Below are 18,667 nucleotides of genomic sequence, written 5' to 3'. Positions count from 1 at the left end.
TAATGGGTTGAAGTTAAATACTGGAAAAGTAGATAGCTCTTTATATAACGACCGTGATATATTTACATAACGATCGTTATATTGTCAAGCATAACGAGCGTTATTTTTTGATATAATGCTTTGTATAGGGGCAGCGAGGTGAAGTGATGGTGAGATACAAGCAAGACCAAAAAGAACAGACACGCGAAAAAATTATCGCGGCGGCGGGGCGCTGTTTTAAAAAAGACGGTTACAGTGGCATTGGTGTGGATGGCTTAGCCAAAGAAGCGGGGGTCACCTCAGGGGCTTTTTATGGGCATTTTGCTTCCAAACAAGCGGCTTTCGAAGCGGCGATAGTGGCTGGCTTAAATGACGCACGCTTGGCTATCAGCGGTTTACAACAGCAATACGGCGAAAGCTGGTGGCAAGCATTCGCCAACGTTTATATGAACCAGATGCGTAACTGTGACCTGTCAGAAAGCTGTCCCTTACAAACCTTGACACCGGAAGTGGGGCGTTCTGATGAAGCTATTCGCGGCGTATTTGAAGCCGAATTACTCAAGGTTCTGGATATCGCTAATCAAAATTCTGGGCAGACCACTGGCCATAACACCCATGAAAAAACACTGGCTAACCTGGCTATGCTGATAGGTGGTGTTACTTTGGCGCGTGCGGTTAAAAGTGAAGCTCTAGCCAACGACATTGCTCATGCTATTGAAAATGCCATCGTTCATAATGACCCAATGGGTTAGCCAGTAGTCCTTACAAAGTAAACAGGATTTTAGGGGGTCTTTGGATCCCAAACCAAACGCGCAATGTCAGATAAATCGACGTTTTTTTCCACAGGACAATGGGGGCAATCGGTTCGGTTTGGCCGATTGGGGCAATCGTTGCATTGACGGATCAGCATGTCGGCGCGTTCCAGGTCGAGTTCCAATTTTTCCAAATCACCCATTAAACTGCTGATACGCCCCTTTAGTTGATTTAATAAAGGGGACATAGCCGCACAAGCCGCCTGGCCTGATGGATAACAGGCTCGTGTCTGGGCCAGCTTTTGGATGGAATCCAAATCAATGCCCACCCGACTTAATTGCAAGGCCGTTGCCATGCGTTTTAAGTCTTTCTTGGCATACAGTCGGGTGCCGCCTTCGGTGCGTTCAGGCGCTATCAACCCCAATTCCTCATAGAGGCGGATAGTCCTGGCTGTCGTGCCAAGCTCTTCGGCCATTTCGCCAATTTTCAAAACTTCACGCTCAGATTTTTTCGGGAGCCGCTCACGAGTTGACATTATATGACATTAATGTAAGATTATTAAAAAATAGGTTTGCCATATTCAGCAAAAATTTCGGTGACATACGCCTATTTTAACGTAAATAAATTAACATTGATGAAAGATATTTTACCCGTATAGCCACCAATATCCTTTAGAACAATACAGACAGGACAACGACATGACATTACCCACGGAAACTATCGGCAGCATTCCCCGTCCTCCTGAATTATTGACAGCCATTGAGCAATTTCGCTCAGGCAAGCTATCCCAAGACCAGCTTGATGGCTATTATGACGCAGCACTTAAGGATACCATTGCCCGCCTGGAAGCGACCGGTTCACCAGTTATTTCAGACGGCGAACAAACCAAATCCAGTTTTGCTACCTATCCGCTGGTTAATCTTAACAATATTGCAGCGGATGGAATTAGCATTCCTTTTGAAGATGGCCACACCCGCCAATTGCCGAAATTAACTAGCGGCCCGTTTAAATATGGCATCCATGCCGGCACTTACGTCAAAGCCGCCAAGCGTTATGCCCATAACCCGATTAAACAAGCGGTGATTTCAGCATCGGCACTCAGCCTTTTATATCCGGCCGAAGGCATGCCTGATTATTCACAAACCCAGTTTTTGGATGACTTGGTCAGCGAGACTGTCTCGGATATCCGTAGCTGCTTTGATGCCGGCGCTTACCGTGTCCAGATTGATTTCACTGAAGGCCGTTTGTCGGTCAAACTGGATAACAGCAAAGCCTTACTCCAGCATTTTATTCAGTTAAACAATCGGGTATTGGCACATTTTACACCGGATGAACGTCAACGCATCGGGGTGCATACCTGCCCCGGCGGCGATCACGATTCCACCCACAGTGCCGATGTCGATTATGCCGACCTGATACCCGATTTGTTCCAGCTGAACGCGGCAAATTTTTACATGCAATTGGCCAGCGAAAAACAGCCTGAGCGGGTGTTAGCTGTTATCAAAAACCATATCAAACCGGGGCAACGGATTTATGTCGGTGTGATTGACGTGATTAACCCTGACGTGGAAGAGCCGGAACAAGTGCGCGACCGTATCCTGATGGCGGCAGAGTATATCCCTGTTGATCAATTAGGAACAACGGATGACTGTGGGTTTTCACCGTTTGAGGATGACACCTCCACGGGACGGGACACCGCTTTCGCCAAGATTAAAGCCAGGGTTATCGGTACTGGGATGGCTTCTAAGCAATTGAAATGTTAGTCCCGTTTCCAGTCGTATCGTTTTTTGGTTGATATTAACTCGATCTTCAAGTTTTTAAGCTTAGAAAAACGCCAAGAAACCGAGGAAGGGAGTCGCTATTTTTGCGAAAGATTTTTCAGGGATCCTGCTCGAAAAATCAGCAAAAATTACGCGACTACTAATGCCTTCGGCTGTCCCAGTCGTCCTCGTTTCTCTCGTTTTAGACCCTAAAAAGCGGGTCTAAAACTTTGGTACGCAAATGACTCGACGCGATGTCGGAAAGCCTGCATTTTCACCACGCTACGCTTCGCTTCGTGAAAACACATGCACCTATCGCTTCTGGGGACTACTCAACTCCTGTCTCGCAGCGTCTTAAACATTTCGCCTATAACGTAATTCTCAATTGATTCCCGTAATTGTCAAACTTTGTGAGTCACCCAGCAGAGCTGGGGGTTTACCTATGATTAATTAGCGTCATTTTTTTTTACTTTAATTATCAGCCGCTGTTTACAGGGGCAACAGGTAGAATTAATTAGAAAATAAGCAATGCTTTACCATTGCCTCAATTTTTTTTGCAAGCACCATTAGGCCTCCTAATTTTTAAGTAAACTTTTCTGTATTTTGATAACTCTCCCTCGCATATAAGTATAAGTAACAACTTGTTAGCTTTGCTAGACAAAGAAAATTGCAGCCAGCTTTATTTACAACATGAGGCTTACGAAAAAACGCGCTTGTTCATTCCATAAAATGGAAAAAAGCTTATCCAACTCTTGTAAATATTTATTGCACCGCCTTGTCCTCATCTAAACCACCGGTATTTTCCTGCACCATAAGAAATTAAACCATTAATAATCAATTAATTGAAAAAAATGGATTTAGCCGACTTAAAGTCCGCCTATCTTTCTTCGTTATGACTTGTTTTGACAAATCGTGACATTTTTCCGTACTACAAGGGGAATATCTTAGAAATTCCCACTTAGCATCCCAAAAAAACAAGCCGCGAGAAAATTATTTTTAATACCAAATCAGTTGGTTACATAAAAAAAATATTAATATAACTAATGGCATGTTAAATGCTAGTTATTTGCTGTGAAAACACGGATGTCACTGAAAAACCGCATTGGAGGCGGGAATATAATTTGTTGGCAAAGCCATTGCCAATTCAAATCTAGCCCATCCTAAAAAAGCCAATCCGCCTTATCAGTGTAGTCCGTGTTGTTGTTATTTAACCCAATACAGAGAGCCACCATGAAAACCTAACTATTCACAATGCCGGTACGGCAATAGCCCAACTATTGCCTTTAGCCAGGCTGCCGCCCCATAAACCAAGCCCGGGCATCTAGCACTACATGGAACGAGCTGATAACAACCAGCTTGTTGTGCATTGCTGCGCCTAAAAAATAGATAAATGGATTATACCCATGAAAACAGATACTTTAAAAAAACAACTCGCGGTTATTAATAGAGCAAAAATACATAAGAAAACGGCTAACCCAACCAAAATAGTTACTTTACCGAAACATAAATTACTGGCCGTATTTCTATATGCCACAACTAACATAGGGTATGCAGCCAACTTAATTGTTAATGGTAGTTTTGAAGCCCCTTCCATAAATGGTGCAGCGGGAGGGTACTTTTTTACCAACATTACAGGCTGGACGGGTGTCGGTGACCAGATCGAGATAGGCAATCCATCTACTTTTGGTGTGAATGGCGCAACCAACGCACAAGTTGTTGAACTAGATAGCAATGTGCGAGGTGTTAATACCGGCTTTTACCAGATGGTGGCGACAGCCGCCCAACAAAATTACCTGTTATCAGTTGATGTTGCAGCGCGTAGCGGCATATCTTTAGCCTCCAACACCGTGGAAGTATGGTGGCGGGGGGCACGCATTGCCACCATAGACCCTGCATCCACCACTTTTACAAAGCATACATTTGAAGTGCAAGGTTCTGGCGGTAGTGACCGCCTGGAATTCCGTGAACAAGCAGGTGATGATGACAGCTTTGGCGGTATGATAGACAATGTCCGGTTAGAAATACCCGGCGCTTTACCCAATGGCAATTTTAAGGCCGTATTACGCGCTGTACACAGTGGCTTATGTTTAACCAATCAAAACAGTTCAACAGCCAATAGCAACCCGATGCAACAAAACCAATGCACTGGCACTCCAGCGCAAGAGCTTAATTTTAATCCTGTTGCGGGCAAACCCGATACTTACAACTTAGTTGTTGGTGTGAGCAATAAGTGCTTGGATGTGGATGGTAAATTAGTTACTACCACAACCACAACTTGGGGTTGGGGTGGATTGTTAGGATTATTTTGGGTACCTACCACGACAACGACATCGAGTTACGCAAACTCCACCGCCGATGGCGCTCAAATTAACCAATACCAATGTAATGGTTCGTTAAGCCAGCAATTTAAAGTCGTTGATACCGGAAATGGTAGCTACGCATTTTTTGCCGAACACAGCGGTAAAGTAATAGATGTTAGTGGACTCAGTACCCAATCAGGTGGAAAGATACATCAATGGGGATACTGGGGTGGAGATAACCAAAAATGGTATCTTGAATTCGATTCGCCAACATCACTTAAAGGTGTAAGCTCGCCAAAAGTGCCGGGTTTGTTAACTTCGGACAGTTCCCGCAACGATATTATCACGCCGGTGGTTGTCAACAAATCAGAGGCCATTAAGTTAGGTAAAGCCCTGTTCTGGGATCAGGCCATCGGCAGTGACGGCATGTCATGCGCCAGTTGCCATTTCCATGCCGGTGTGGATTTCCGTATAAAGAATATGGTTAACCCAGGCTTTACCCATAGCAACTTTACCTTTGAGCCAACAGCATCAGGCGCACCGAGAAGCGGCCCCAACTACACATTAAAGAGGGCTGATTTTCCGTTCAACCCATCTAACGATGACTCGGTCAGTTCATCCGGCGTATTTGACCGTACATTTAGCAGTTTCTCATCTGGCAACAACGACACCTGTACAACCAATGCCAATAACGACTTTAACAATGTCGGTAGCGTACCTGTTCGGTTAGTTGAACCGCGCAACACTCCTACCACCATTAACGCGGTGTATAACTTCCGCAATTTCTGGGATGGCCGTGCCAACAACGTGTTCAACGGCGTATCTCCCTTTGGCTTGCGTGACAAATCAGCTGGCGTATTCATCAATAGCGGCGGCATCGTCAAACGGCCACTTAACTTGATCAACTCCTCGTTAGCTTCGCAAGCGGTAGGGCCAGTATTAAACACACTGGAAATGTCTTGCGCACAACGTGAGTTTGCTGGCGTGGGCAGGAAAGTGTTGGCAAGAAAACCATTGGCTAACCAAACCATCCACAGCCAAGACGGTGTATTAGCTAGCTTGATTGCCTCCAACACCACTTACGCCAATTTAGTCCAAAGTGCGTTTAACCCAGCCTATTGGAACGCCACCTGCACCACATGCGGTACACCTGCTCAAGGCGGCACAGCTTACACCCAAATGGAGGCCAATTTCCCCATGTTCTTTGGCTTGGCAGTACAGCTTTATGAAGCAACATTGGTATCTGATGACACAAAATTTGATAAATGGAAGGAAGGTAGCTTGTCTCTGACATCGGAAGAAAAACTCGGCCATGATGTTTTTGACGGCAAAGGCGAATGTTCCACATGCCACAAAGGCCCTGTTTTAACCAGTGCCGCTAATTTAACGAACAACACACAGCTTATTGAACGGATGAGCATGAAAAACATCCCTACTGCACTTTATGACATCGGATTTTATAATTTGGGTGTTGTCCCCACCAACTACGATATTGGCTTAGGCGGCACAGATCCTTGGAACAACCCGCTGTCATTCTCAGCGCAATACAAATCGGGCATTTTTGTCGACAAGTTCAATACTAATTCTTGCCGCTTTGAAGTACCTTATTCTGTGCTGTCCTGTTCAGACTCATCACTCAAATCAAATGATCCACTGGCGGTTGCTGGCTCTTTCAAGACACCTACCTTGCGTAATATCGCCTTAACAGGCCCTTATATGCATAACGGCAGTCTGTCAACACTGGAACAAGTGGTTGATTTTTATAACCGTGGCGGCAACTTTAATAACCTGGAGAAACATCCAGATATTAAACCATTAGGCTTAAGCGCAGCTGAAAAATCAGCCTTAGTGGCTTTCTTAAAAACCCTGACCGACAACCGTGTTGCCTATGAAAGAGCGCCGTTTGACCATCCATCCCTAACGATACCTAATGGCCATGTAGGTAACGATTGGTCTGTGTCGCCCGGCAACAACATCAACCCAACCTTGGCACAAGATGAAGTTTTGAACATACCGGCCGTAGGTTCAGCAGGGCTTCCCACACCCGTCAAAACCTTCTATGACATACTGCCTTAACACATAGCGGCAGTCGCCTAAGTATCCTGCAGCGGCGTTATTCGCGCCGCTGCATCAAATAAGACGTATTTTTGAACTTAAACACATCGCTCCTCCTTGTTATTTACTCGATCTTCAAGTTTTTAAGCTTAGAAAAAAGCCAAGAAACCGAGTAAGCTAATCCGTGATAGGATTCAACGTATTTCAGCACTATGTTGATGTCCGAACCGGCTGTCTGCAAAGAAAATCTCAAATGGATGTGCTGCTGGAGCTTATCAAGACAATACTGGAGCACCACAATCCAACGGATAAACTCAAGGAATTAGCGGAACTGATTGGCGATGTTTTTCAGTTGATGCCTTCTGGTAAACATATGATTGGACGAAATTTAGGCCGCATGCAACCAACAGCTTCCCTACGGTGCAGAACTGCGGGCTGATTTTCGATAGTTAAAATTTAAAAACTTGAAGATCGAGTATAAAGGCGCTTTGTTCGCTTTGAACGCGCTCGGTCGGATTCATCAAGAACCAGTACCCCTTCAGTGATCCCGTGTTGTTCAAGAACCATTGTTACACTGGCCATCAGCATATAATCCCAAGCAATCTTGGCATCACGAAACATCCACGAAAGTGCTGCAATTTTATAGGTGCCTAAGCACGCTCGCTGAAACTTTGCCCAACACACGGTGTTGGTCAGCAAGATCCTAGTTAAACATAATCCTAACCAGTCACTTTGTATTTCCGTCAGTTTGGCATTGGATTTTAGCTTTCCTAATACCTCATTTAATTCAGTTACAAAGGTTTTTATAAACTGTGCCGGCTCGGACATCAATATAGTGCTGAAATACGTTGAATCCTATCACTGATTAGCTTACTCGGTTTCTTGGCGTTTTTCTAAGCTTAAAAACTTGAAGATCGAGTAACACAAACCTTTTCGGCGTTAAAACCTGACCGTGATCCTATTCAAGGCATTGCCAGCACGAAGCGATTATTACTATGGGTATTTTTGAATTATAGTGTAAGGTTTATTGTGTTGCCTGCTTTGAGTAACATGGTGTTAAAAAATAAAGTCAGCGCATAGTTCTTTCAGCCAATCGCCTTGCTGTGCTGAAACAATAACTTGCTTCATCACAGAACACAAAATTGTAAAAAATAAAATAAAGTTGTTCAATTATTTTATTTTTATTCAGGTTTCGTTCAGTTTCAAGTGCAATAATACCGCGCTATCACTATTATTCATCACGAAAATAGCTAGCAAAAAACTATTATTAGCTTTCGGGATTATTATCATGTTGTTAAAAAAACCAACCTGTTTTGGCGTACTCCCACTGTGTTATTTATTATCATCTGGTGTGTTAGCCGATGAACACAACGCTTATGTGCAATTGAATGCCGGTGCTTATTTTGTTGATATGGGCAATAGTTTTATGAACTATGATCCGGGGGTCACCGTTGGTGCCGCTTTAGGTTACCGTATAGCGGATCGGTTTCGTGTGGAAGGCGAATTTAAATATTTATCTAACGATGCTAACTATACCAGTAACTTTACATGGTGGGAGACAGGAACACCCAGCGTTAAATATAATGCCACACAACAACAATTTGTGTTTTTGTTAAACGGCTATTACGACTTTAAAAACCAGACACCGTTTACGCCATTTATTATGGCTGGGGTGGGCGGTTCTCATTGGCTAATTGAAGAAAATTATTTTGGCCATGCTTACGAGTATGAAAATAACATTGATTTTACCTATCAACTCGGTGCCGGATTAAATTATAAATACACCGACAGATTAAGCTTTGATGTTAAATACAATTATTTAAGTGACGACAAAACCGAATTTGGCCTTGGCGCACATCAAGTTATGGCCGGTATACGTCTTGGTTTTTAACCCAAAAACAAAGCATAGTATTAATGCAAAAAGTGGGCAAAAATTTGCCCACCCTATATCAATCTTCTAACTCCTCTTCACTGCCCTCGTCTTCTTCAAACTCATCATAACCAACGTCGTTATTCTCGTCTTCTGAACCAATGAACAGTTCTTTCAAATATTGATAAATTAAACGCGATGATTTAGGCGGCGCAGCCAACTCTGCTTCTTTTTGCGCGTTACGCACCAAATGGCGCAATTTTTGCCGATCTGCTTGCGGATAATCATCCATTAATTCAGTGATGGCATCGTTACCGTCGTTAATCAAACGATCACGCCAACGCTCAGTAATATGATGCTCGCGCACCACATGCGCGCTTTGCGTTTTAATACGTGCCAAACGCTCTAAAATAGGATCAACGTCTATTTTATGCAACTGGCCGGCAATAAACTTTAACAAACGTTTGCGTGCGCCATTCAGCTTCATAACCGACACTTCAACCACCGCTTTATGAATTTTTTCTGGCAGCTCCAAACTTTTTAAATGTGCTGGCGATAAAGCAGACATTTCCTCGCCCAATTTAAAAAGTATGCCAATCTCTTTTTTAATCAGGGTTTTATTTGGCCGAATGGCATAGTATTCCACTTCATCTTCTTGCTCTTCGTACAGATACTCTTGTTCCATCATCTCTTCAAACCATCGCAATCAAAAAAACCACAAATATCACCACTAATGCTAAAGGCAATAACGCCGCAGGCCAATCAGATTTTGCCTGCTTACTGCGAGCTATCGAGTGTTTAATACCAGGCCCTGCCCAGAAAATCATCAATAGCGCTATTGCGCCCAGCAACACATTTTGCCACATGGACATCCCCCATAAAATACAATCTACTTTACCATAGACCATAAAACGCGTTGTTATTTATAAGTTTTGCTATAGTTAAATCGAGTAAATTTACTTCCGGCTTGCCATGCTAAATTTGCGATAATAACCAACCCTTATTTGCAGAGAGTATCAACACACCATGTGGTTTAAAAATCTTAGCGTTTTTCGTCTGACTGAAGCATTCACTCTTACCCCTGAAGAATTAGAACAAAAACTTGAAGCACTGGCGTTTCGCCCTTGTGGCTCACACGAAGAAACCGCCATGGGATGGACTGCACCCTTAGGTAAATCGGCACAACAACTGCAGCACAGCAGCAACGGTTTTATCATGTTGTGTGCCAAAAAAGAAGAACGGGTTTTACCATCGTCTGTAATTAATGAAATGACTGCCGATAAAATTGCCGAAAAAGAAGAAAAAGAGGGTCGAAAATTATCCAAAAAAGAGCGCACTGAGATTAAAGATGAGCTGATTTTTGAATTGTTACCGAAAGCTTTCACTTTCTCCAATAATACCTACGCTTATATTGATCCCAAAGGCGGCTGGTTAGTGGTAGACAGTGCTTCTGCCAAAAAAGCCGAAGATTTACTAAGCTTGTTGCGTAAAAGTTTGGGCTCGTTGCCCGCTGTACCACTTAACACCCTTGATAAACCCACTGCTGTGATGACCGAATGGCTAAGCAGTGAACACTTCCCAGACGACATTACTATAGAAGACGAATGCGAATTACGTTCACCGGAAGAAGAAGGTGGCAGTATCCGCTGTAAACGCCATAATTTATTTGTACCGGAAATTAAAAACCATTTAGATACCGGTAAAGAAGTCATTAAACTGGCCATCAGCTGGGATCAACGACTGTCGTTTGTTATTGATGATATTTTATCTATTAAGCGTTTACGCTTTCTGGATTTAATTCAAGACCAGGTTGCCGATGGTAATTCTGATGATGCGGCGGCAAAATTCGATACTGACTTTGCCATTATGTCTGCGGAATTGGCTAATTTTTTACCGCGTTTATTAGAATTATTTGGCGGGGAAAACAAAGCGTAAATTTGAGTTACAGCGTTTTCAACTTAAGACAGTTACAGCCACCGTTCGTACTGAGCTTGTTGAAGCATGAACGGCACACTTCGACAAGCTCAGGAACGCGCACGAAATAACTTGAGCAAGTTCATGCTTCGACAGGCTCAGCACGAACGGTGGTGGCGTTTAAGTTGTTCAAGTTATTTCATGCACGTTCCTCAGTGCGAACGGTTACGCTGTAACTATTGAACGGTGAAAACGCTGTAGGCAGATCGGACATATTTTTTATGCCCGACATTTACGTGTTTTTATACAATAGCGACTTTTGGATGTACTTATTGTTTGCTCATCGCACATGGTTGTCGGGCAACGATAAAGCCGTTGCCCGACCTACGCGCCTCAGATAGGTCGAATATATTTTGACCAATATGAAATTGGGCTGAATGCAAGGTGTTAATCAATATCTTTAATCAACGCCATCATGTCTTCAACCGACATCTTACCACTCACCTCACCGCCTTCCAGCAAGCTATTGGCCAAATCGCGTTTATGCTTGTGCAACTCGACAATCTTGTCTTCAATCGTGTCTTTAGCCACTAAACGGTAAATAGTGACTGGGCGTTTTTGCCCCATACGGTGCGCTCGATCAGAAGCCTGATCTTCCACCGCCGGATTCCACCACGGATCCATATGAATCACATAATCAGCCGCCGTTAAATTTAAACCAGTCCCCCCAGCTTTCAGACTAATTAAAAACAAATCACCATCACCGGCCTGAAACGCATTCATCGCCAGTTTGCGTTGCGGCACCGGTGTCGAACCATCCAGATAATGGTAGCTAATACCTTTTTTATCCAAACGCTCACGTATCAAGGTTAAATGCCCAACAAATTGGCTAAACACCAACGCCTTATGACGATTGGCCAGCAACTCGTCAACCAGCTCTTCAAACGCTTCAAGCTTAGAACTGGCAATCGTACTTTCTTCCATGACTAAACGCGGATGACAGCAGGCACGGCGCAGTTTCATGATTTCAGCCAGCACTCTTAACTGCTGATGCCCCGCCTGGCCGGTGGGTTCCATCATGGTTTGCATGGCATTGCGGCGCAAAGCTTCGTACAGTGTCCGTTCTTCTGGACTGAGTTCGACGTGCAAAGTTAACTCGGTACGCGGGGGTAATTCTTTTAACACGTCATTTTTAAGCCGCCGTAAAATGAACGGGCGCAGCAATTTTTTCAGACGTTGCTGTACCACTTTATCTTGATTATTTTCGATAGCCTGCGCGTAGCGTTCATTGAATTTGGTTAACGTACCCAACAGGCCAGGATTAATAAAATTAAACAAATTCCACAACTCACCCAGATGATTTTCTATCGGCGTACCGGTAGTCACCAGCTTAAAATCAGCCTGCAAAGCCATTGCCGCTTTTGAACGTTTGGTCAGGGCATTTTTAATGGCTTGTGCCTCATCAGCCACCAGCGTATGCCAGCGCTTTTCTGCCAAACGTTCGCCTTCAGATTGCAGTAAACCATAACTGCACACCACCAAATCAAACGGGCCGGCATTATCCAGCATGGCTTGACGATCGCCGCTGCCAAATTGATACGCATTGAGCGTTGGGGCAAAATGCTGGCATTCTTCTAACCAATTAATGCACACCGAAGTAGGGGCAATAATCAACGTTGGTCCATTAGGCGCACGCGATAATATCAGCGCCAGCGCTTGTATGGTTTTACCTAAGCCCATGTCATCCGCCAAACACGCGCCGGCACCCCAATGCGCTAAGCGGGTCATCCACTGAAAACCCTCACGTTGATAATCGCGCAGTTCACCTTGCAAAGTAGACGGTATTTTAGGGTTTAAATCACCGACTTCGTTGAGACGTTTCAGCTGATCTTGCCACGGTTTGCTGGCACTGATGCGCATACCGGCGGTAATATCGTCCAGCGCTTGTGCTGCTAACGGATGAAAACGTACTTTGTCTTTTTGCACATCACCCAAACCGACCAAATCATCCAGGCGTTGACGCAGTTCGCGGGTTAAGGCAATAATCTGGCCATCTTCCAATTTTAAAAACCGGCTGGATGAACCGTTTAATAACGCCATTAAACGCTGCATATCCAGCACTTCTTGCTCAGCAATTTCCAGACTGCCTTCGATGCTGAACCAGTCTTTTTCTTTACGTACCGAGAACTGTACCTGCTTTAAACCCGCTTCGCGGCTAATGTGTATTTTTTTGCCTTTCGGCCATTCCAATACCGCAAAATCACCTAAAGCTTGTAATTGCAATAAAGCCTCTAGCGCAAACTCAGCATCATCTAACAGCCATTTGCAATCTTTATCGACGTAAAGTTCTGAACATTCATTCAATACGCGCTTTAAGTAGTTTTTTTCCAGCTTAAAATCACGGTGGGTTTGCAATTGTTTACCATCAATTTCTGCCAATACCGTGGCACCACCGGCAGCGGGTTTATACAACGGCCCGCCCGCACTAAACGGTTGCACAAAAATTTCGATCTGCAAACCATTGCCCATCGGTTGTAAATGAATATGCAAACGGCTGTCAACATCAACACTGATAGCATGGCTGGACGTACCGCCAATATCAGATTGCACGGTCAGCATTGACGCTATCGAAGCAATGGAGTCAATCACTTGCTGACGTGCAGCGGCAGGTACAATTAACCCGTTACTGCCTAAAATTTCGGCCACTTGCCGGTGTTGGTCGCTAATTTTGTATAACAATAAACCATTGTCAGCGGTTTTTTGAGCAATGATTTTTTGACTGGTAATTTTGGGGACAATAGAAATATGCAGCGCTTTCTTTTGCTCTTTTACCAGCAATTGCGGCTCAGCGGTCGTAATTTGCACCGGCGCATCCAGTATCTCTTGATTCAGCCAAAAAATATACGGATGGCCAATAGCTGACCAAATTGCTTCACTGCTAATTTCATAAATATCTTTCGTATAATAGTAATCACGTTCTTTTTCCAAAGTAATATGGGCACAAATACGACGATCGTATTCGGACAGATAATCAAAATCAGCCAGATTATGGAATAAGCGTTTTAACGCAATGGGGCGACCTTTGCTCCAGCGGCCATTTTTACCCAGTTTTTGTTCTTTAGGTTCCAGTGCTATGTAATTATTAACCAAAGACAACGCCCAAATCATACGCACTTCTGGTTGGGCTTTATTAACAGTTGCATCACCCGTTAACTGGGTTAACGCCTCTAAGGCACGTTGCCATTTTTCTACACGCGGCAATAAATCAAGAATGGCAATAAAAGGCGAATCCGCATATTGTGCCGCTATTTTTTGACACACATGGCTTTCGTAGCCTAAACGCTGTAACAACGCAGAACTGACTGTGGCATACCAAACAAAACCCAGTTGGTGTGCTTGCTCACAAAATCCGGCCAAACTGGGTAAAAAATCTTTTTTTGCCGCTGTCATGGTTTCCATTTCGCCCAGCCAATACAATAGCAAGGCGTGAAACAGACACTCATAGTCGTAGTTGTTGTTTTTAAACAGATATACACTGCTTTCAACAGGAAGTTTGCCTTGATAAATATCAACCGCTTCTTGCAAAATGACATTGAGCAAATAAAACCGACCTTGGCCGCCTGTTTTAAGGGTAATTTGCAGATTTTGTTTCAGGAGTGTGATGCTACTTACACTGCGGTTGCGAAATAACGCCAGGCTATAAAAATAGCCATACAAGCCGGTAAAACTGACATTGCGCTTACTGACTTCTTTTTTAAGTGCTTTGTGTGCGGCTTCAAACAACAGCAAAGCGTCATCGTTACGGTTTTGTAAAAAGCGCGTAGTCGCTAATAGCTTCAAACTTACCGATGAATTATCACCGGTTAACCAGTCATCGGCATCAGCCAAATTGCCGCGTAATAAACGCTCACTAATAATACTTTGCGCCGCCGCTAACGCAACGGGCTTTTCAGCAGCAAAAAATTCTTCTAATAATTGATAGTGCTTACGGGTATCGTTAAACAGCCAAATATTGCTTTCAACAAAACCAGACAACACACAGAATCTAATGCTGCTATTTATACTGGCAAACCATTCGGCATCAAAATTAGCAAAAAAAAGACTTTCGAAAAGAACAGGTAACTCTTGTGGCTTCAGGGCAGCAATACGCCTGGTTTCATCCATAAAGCCCTTGCTATTGCCTTGGTATAAAAACAATCGCAAGCGCTTGGTAAGGTAAAAAAGTGTGTCACGATCCGCGTAATAATAAAATCTATTCTCAGAAAGCAAAGCAGTTGCCAGTGCCGTAAACCAGGGCTGCAAAACCGCACGCTTCATTAAATATTCGCACATCTCTGGATGGCATTGCCAGCCATCCGAAGGGGTGAGGATTAAACCTGCTTTCAGCAATTTTTCGCGCAAACTCTTTTCGATAAGACCCGTAATAGCAGGCTTTAAATCAAGGGCTTTTTTTAACAACGTTTGCAGAGCGGTTTGCCCTATTGGTGCGTAAATAACCGCTAATGCGTGTAGAATCAGTTGTTCTTCGGGGGATCGCGCATTAAAAGCATCGACTAATTTGTTATTCATTTAAATTTTTTGCCTGAAGAGTAAGTATATTTGGCGTATTTTGCCATAATTTTTACTCAAACAGGTCAAACACTGCGCTAACTCTTGGTATTTGAAAAGGATTATTCTAATATTCCCATAATTATTTCAGCTGTGACAAGTTAATCGACAGTTGACATCTGGATCAGTAAATCAATAAAACCATCAACTTCGGGACGAAATATGTCGTTATGTCCGTCCATTAAGGCCTTATCAACACGGATATTAAGATACGGACTGCGCGGTACTGTTTTTTTCAAATGCGTCAGTACTGTTTGACCAAACTGAGTTGAGCCGCCTGATTTTTGCTGGCTCCAAATATTTTTTATAGGGGCATTGCTCACCACGTGCGCGATATTTTTACCACGCAAAGGCGTTAAAGTATGACTCACCAAGGGCAAGTAATGCCCTACGGTATTTCGATCAGCCTCACCTTCATCTAAGGTCATGGCATAGCCACAATCATTTCGATTAACTTTACTGTGCGATTCAAAAAAAGTGTTGAGTGTTCTGCCTAATGGAAACGCTACGCCGGTCGCATTATCCGTTTCGGAGGTTAAAATGGCTAATTTTGGTGTTTGATTTTCAAAAAAACTGCATCGGGATTGCGCTAAATCAAAGGCGGGGGCATAGCGCAGCGCCTCAAAGGCTGGATTGAGTAGCACAACTAAATCACCAAAGCCTTTTGCCGTATCAACAAAACCTTTATTAGCCTGGCTATCAACAAAGCGACTCATTAAAATTTGCGAGGTAGCGCTGTAAACCACCGCACCACCAAAGCTATGACCAATAACAATCAAACGGCTTTTTATGGGTGGCGCAATGGCGTTTCTAACATTGGCGATTTCTTCCAGCTTTAGTAATAATTCCGTTATGCCTAAATAACCAATATCCTGCGCGGTATTTTTACGATCCCAAAACGTCAAATTTTTAATCCCTGGAATAAGAATAGACTCGCCTCGCCAACCCACATAAACACCTATCACTTTGCGTTGTTGCTTATGGTCTATTTTTTTGCTTTCAGCGTGACTGATTCTGGCCAACACCTGCTTAAAACCTTCAATATTGCTGTCACCAGGCGCTGCATTATGATGCCATCCGTGGACAAAAACATTGATCAAAACACTTTGTTTGGCAGCGCTCGCATACAGGGTATCAATAAGCGCTTGCATTTGTTTGCGATCACGCCACTGACCTTGGTCATCAATTTCCACAAAGCCTAATAAGTATTCGGTGCCGTTTACTTTGTCAGTGTGCTGCTGTAAGGAGTGAGTGTTACAGTCTACATTAGCGGTTAGCTGACAGGTATCATAAGCCGTTCGATACATGCTATTAGCCGCACACCCGGTGATTAAAAATGAAAGTATTAAAATTAACCGCCCATGCCCACCAGTATTAAAATACCGCATATCACACCTCCGTAACCTATTAAAAGCAGAAGACGTTGGAATTTTACAAGTCTATTCCGCACATTAATAGCCGATGGTAATTTGTCACAATTAATGTGAAAAACTGACAGAGCTATTGGCTTTAAAGGCTACCAACTTTATATCTTGATTCTGGAACTTAAAAGAACCAGAATCCCCGATTGATCATCGGGGGATGGCGGAGAAGTCGTTACCAACTTATGATGGGATATCCGTTCGTCCTGAGCTTGTCGAAGGACTTGTGGTTCATGGTTCGACAAGCTCACCACGAACGGTTTTATTTAAAGTTGTCCCGTTTTAAGTTACTAGCTTTAAATGACTCGTCGCAATATTCTAAAATCAAACACGTTATTAAAAACCTTAATCAAGCTCGGTTTGGTTATTCAAAATTTGCTTTAAAAAAGGCAGGGTTAATTTGCGTTTAGCAATCAATGAGGCGCGATCCAAGGTATCTAACAGCGCCCATAAAGATTCTAAATCTCGGTGGTAATGCGTCAACAAGAAATGCCCTGCGCTTGTGGACAGATCAAAGCCCATCTTATCGGCTTTAAAAATCAATGCAGCAATTTGTTCGGGGTCAGAAAAAGGCTGCAACTTTAGCGTCAACCCCCAGTTGATACGGGTTTTTAAATCCGGCAAACACAAATTGATGTGTGCCGGCAAACTGGCGGCAGATAATATTAACTTGCGGTCTAAATCGCGCTGTCGATTGAAAAAATTAAAAAAAGCCAATTCCCAATCAGCTTTACCAGCAATGTGTTCAATGTTGTCAAGACAAACCAAATCACAGTCATCAAGACCGGTAAAAATGTCAGTATCTGTGAGATTCTTAGGCAATAAGTCATAATAAAATGATCGCAATCCTCGCTTTTGCATCTCATGGCAGCACGCTTGTAATAAATGACTTTTACCTTGACCGTGATAACCCCATAAAAAAATTTGTTGCTCGCCAGTTCCGGCTACACAACGCTGTAAATGGCTGACAATTTCTTGATTTGCCGCTGGAAAAAAATCCGCAAAGGTTTTGTTCGCTCTAAATTCAAAATCCAGTGGAATTTGTTCGGCCATTTAATGGGGTTTCCCAACAAAGCGCACGTAAAAAGTCGTGCCAAAAAACAACATTAAACTGAATAACACCTCTAATGACAGATAAAAACGCTGATTAATATTGAGATAAGTTTCTGCCGCACCGTGAATAAAATACGCCAGGCTAATATAAGCTGCCCACGCACAACTTCTTTTATTGCGGCTTAATAAACCGCGCATCGGTAATAATAATGGCGTAACAGTAATGATCAGCATCAATGCCACCGGAAATTTGCTTGGCTGTGCGCCTAATGTGGTATGCCATAACATCAGCCAGACAAACAAGCCAAAAAATCCGACCAACGATAAATAGTAATAGTAATCTGGATTTATTTTTTTCATGATTGTTTTAAACGCTGTGCAGTTTTGGCAAGACGCGTACCCAGGGCACGACACAAGGTTTTTTCATGTTCGGTTAACTGACCATGCTCAGAAGACAAATGGCTTGGCCCGTAAGGTGTACCGCCAGAAGTGGTTTCACGTAAAGCACTCTCAGAATAAGGCACGCCCAATACTAGCATACCGTGGTGTAACAGCGGCAACATCATCGATAACAAGGTACTCTCTTGACCACCGTGCAAACTACCCGTTGACGTAAACACCCCCGCTGGTTTACCCGTTAATGCCCCCGAAAACCAAACCTCGGTAGTGCCATCAATAAAATATTTAAGTGGCGCTGCCATATTACCAAAATGCGTAGGGCTACCCAGCGCCAAGCCATCACAGTTGGCCAGATCATCCAGCGTAGCATAAACAGCGCCGTGCGCTGGAATGCGTTCAGCGGTTTTTTCACAAAGCGCAGACACGTCGGGTACAGTACGCAGCAGCGCTTCTGCACCCGCTACCGCTTCAACACCCCTGGCAATGTGCTGTGCCATGTCCGCTGTTGCGCCATGCCGAGAAAAATACACAATAAGAATTTTGATGGTCATAACG

General features: G+C 43.6%; 15 protein-coding genes. 6 read left to right on the top strand and 9 right to left on the bottom strand.

The window, feature by feature from the left end; translation table 11 throughout:
- Nucleotides 1-146 precede the first annotated feature (146 nt).
- Nucleotides 147-731 carry a TetR/AcrR family transcriptional regulator gene (locus tag CRENPOLYSF2_RS08550; RefSeq protein ID WP_087143532.1) on the top strand — a complete coding sequence of 195 codons (585 nt, stop codon included), beginning with the start codon at nucleotides 147-149 and terminating at the stop codon, nucleotides 729-731.
- 29 nt (nucleotides 732-760) lie between these two features.
- Here the strand turns inward: CRENPOLYSF2_RS08550 and CRENPOLYSF2_RS08545 are convergent, their stop codons facing one another.
- Nucleotides 761-1,222, bottom strand: a complete 462-nt coding sequence (locus CRENPOLYSF2_RS08545; RefSeq protein ID WP_176371069.1) for a MerR family transcriptional regulator — start codon at nucleotides 1,220-1,222, stop codon at nucleotides 761-763.
- A gap of 208 nt (nucleotides 1,223-1,430) precedes the next feature.
- Here CRENPOLYSF2_RS08545 and CRENPOLYSF2_RS08540 point away from each other — a divergent pair, with 208 nt between their 5' ends.
- The 3 genes from CRENPOLYSF2_RS08540 (at nucleotide 1,431) to CRENPOLYSF2_RS08530 (ending at nucleotide 7,286) form a co-directional block, all read left to right on the top strand.
- Nucleotides 1,431-2,495, top strand: coding sequence for a cobalamin-independent methionine synthase II family protein (locus CRENPOLYSF2_RS08540; RefSeq protein WP_087143530.1), 1,065 nt, complete (start codon nucleotides 1,431-1,433; stop codon nucleotides 2,493-2,495).
- A gap of 1,400 nt (nucleotides 2,496-3,895) precedes the next feature.
- Nucleotides 3,896-6,868 (top strand): RICIN domain-containing protein, encoded by a 2,973-nt coding sequence (locus tag CRENPOLYSF2_RS08535; protein ID WP_087143529.1) that lies wholly within the window; start codon nucleotides 3,896-3,898, stop codon nucleotides 6,866-6,868.
- Nucleotides 6,869-7,031: 163 nt separating this feature from the next.
- Nucleotides 7,032-7,286 (top strand): hypothetical protein, encoded by a 255-nt coding sequence (locus CRENPOLYSF2_RS08530; RefSeq protein ID WP_140396828.1) that lies wholly within the window; start codon nucleotides 7,032-7,034, stop codon nucleotides 7,284-7,286.
- Nucleotides 7,287-7,303: 17 nt separating this feature from the next.
- Here CRENPOLYSF2_RS08530 and CRENPOLYSF2_RS08525 read toward each other — a convergent pair whose 3' ends face one another.
- Nucleotides 7,304-7,675: a hypothetical protein gene (locus CRENPOLYSF2_RS08525; RefSeq protein ID WP_087143527.1), complete on the bottom strand. Its 372-nt coding sequence runs from the start codon at nucleotides 7,673-7,675 to the stop codon at nucleotides 7,304-7,306.
- A gap of 460 nt (nucleotides 7,676-8,135) precedes the next feature.
- Here CRENPOLYSF2_RS08525 and CRENPOLYSF2_RS08520 point away from each other — a divergent pair, with 460 nt between their 5' ends.
- Nucleotides 8,136-8,738, top strand: a complete 603-nt coding sequence (locus CRENPOLYSF2_RS08520) for an outer membrane protein (protein WP_087143526.1) — start codon at nucleotides 8,136-8,138, stop codon at nucleotides 8,736-8,738.
- Between the two features lie 58 nt (nucleotides 8,739-8,796).
- On the opposite strand, the gene yjgA is transcribed toward CRENPOLYSF2_RS08520, so the two are convergent.
- Both yjgA and CRENPOLYSF2_RS08510 read right to left on the bottom strand, forming a co-directional pair.
- On the bottom strand, nucleotides 8,797-9,405 hold the full coding sequence (gene yjgA / locus CRENPOLYSF2_RS08515) for a ribosome biogenesis factor YjgA (protein ID WP_087143525.1): 609 nt from the start codon (nucleotides 9,403-9,405) through the stop codon (nucleotides 8,797-8,799).
- Between the two features lie 4 nt (nucleotides 9,406-9,409).
- A complete protein-coding gene (locus tag CRENPOLYSF2_RS08510; RefSeq protein ID WP_245807954.1) occupies nucleotides 9,410-9,583 on the bottom strand; it encodes a hypothetical protein in 174 nt (57 codons plus the stop codon).
- 160 nt (nucleotides 9,584-9,743) lie between these two features.
- Here CRENPOLYSF2_RS08510 and rdgC point away from each other — a divergent pair, with 160 nt between their 5' ends.
- On the top strand, nucleotides 9,744-10,652 hold the full coding sequence (gene rdgC, locus CRENPOLYSF2_RS08505) for a recombination-associated protein RdgC (RefSeq protein WP_087143524.1): 909 nt from the start codon (nucleotides 9,744-9,746) through the stop codon (nucleotides 10,650-10,652).
- A 426-nt stretch (nucleotides 10,653-11,078) separates the two neighbouring features.
- Here the strand turns inward: rdgC and CRENPOLYSF2_RS08500 are convergent, their stop codons facing one another.
- The 5 genes from CRENPOLYSF2_RS08500 to wrbA all read right to left on the bottom strand — a co-directional run bounded on the left by CRENPOLYSF2_RS08500 (nucleotide 11,079) and on the right by wrbA (nucleotide 18,663).
- Nucleotides 11,079-15,200, bottom strand: a complete 4,122-nt coding sequence (locus CRENPOLYSF2_RS08500) for a DEAD/DEAH box helicase (RefSeq protein ID WP_087143523.1) — start codon at nucleotides 15,198-15,200, stop codon at nucleotides 11,079-11,081.
- A 140-nt stretch (nucleotides 15,201-15,340) separates the two neighbouring features.
- The gene (locus tag CRENPOLYSF2_RS08495; RefSeq protein ID WP_245807953.1) at nucleotides 15,341-16,546 is read right to left on the bottom strand and encodes an esterase; all 1,206 of its coding nucleotides are present in this window, start codon (nucleotides 16,544-16,546) and stop codon (nucleotides 15,341-15,343) included.
- A gap of 459 nt (nucleotides 16,547-17,005) precedes the next feature.
- Nucleotides 17,006-17,713, bottom strand: a complete 708-nt coding sequence (hda, locus tag CRENPOLYSF2_RS08490) for a DnaA regulatory inactivator Hda (protein WP_087143521.1) — start codon at nucleotides 17,711-17,713, stop codon at nucleotides 17,006-17,008.
- Nucleotides 17,714-18,073, bottom strand: coding sequence for a DUF2069 domain-containing protein (locus CRENPOLYSF2_RS08485; RefSeq protein ID WP_087143520.1), 360 nt, complete (start codon nucleotides 18,071-18,073; stop codon nucleotides 17,714-17,716).
- A complete protein-coding gene (gene wrbA / locus CRENPOLYSF2_RS08480; protein ID WP_087143519.1) occupies nucleotides 18,070-18,663 on the bottom strand; it encodes an NAD(P)H:quinone oxidoreductase in 594 nt (197 codons plus the stop codon). The genes CRENPOLYSF2_RS08485 and wrbA overlap by 4 nt, the downstream gene beginning before the upstream one ends.
- Between the last annotated feature and the right edge of the window lie 4 nt (nucleotides 18,664-18,667).

The sequence above is a fragment of the Crenothrix polyspora genome (assembly GCF_900163755.1).
GTDB lineage: Bacteria > Pseudomonadota > Gammaproteobacteria > Methylococcales > Methylomonadaceae > Crenothrix > Crenothrix polyspora.
Note: the sequence above shows the minus strand (reverse complement) of the source record. Positions and strands in the feature narration are given on the sequence as shown.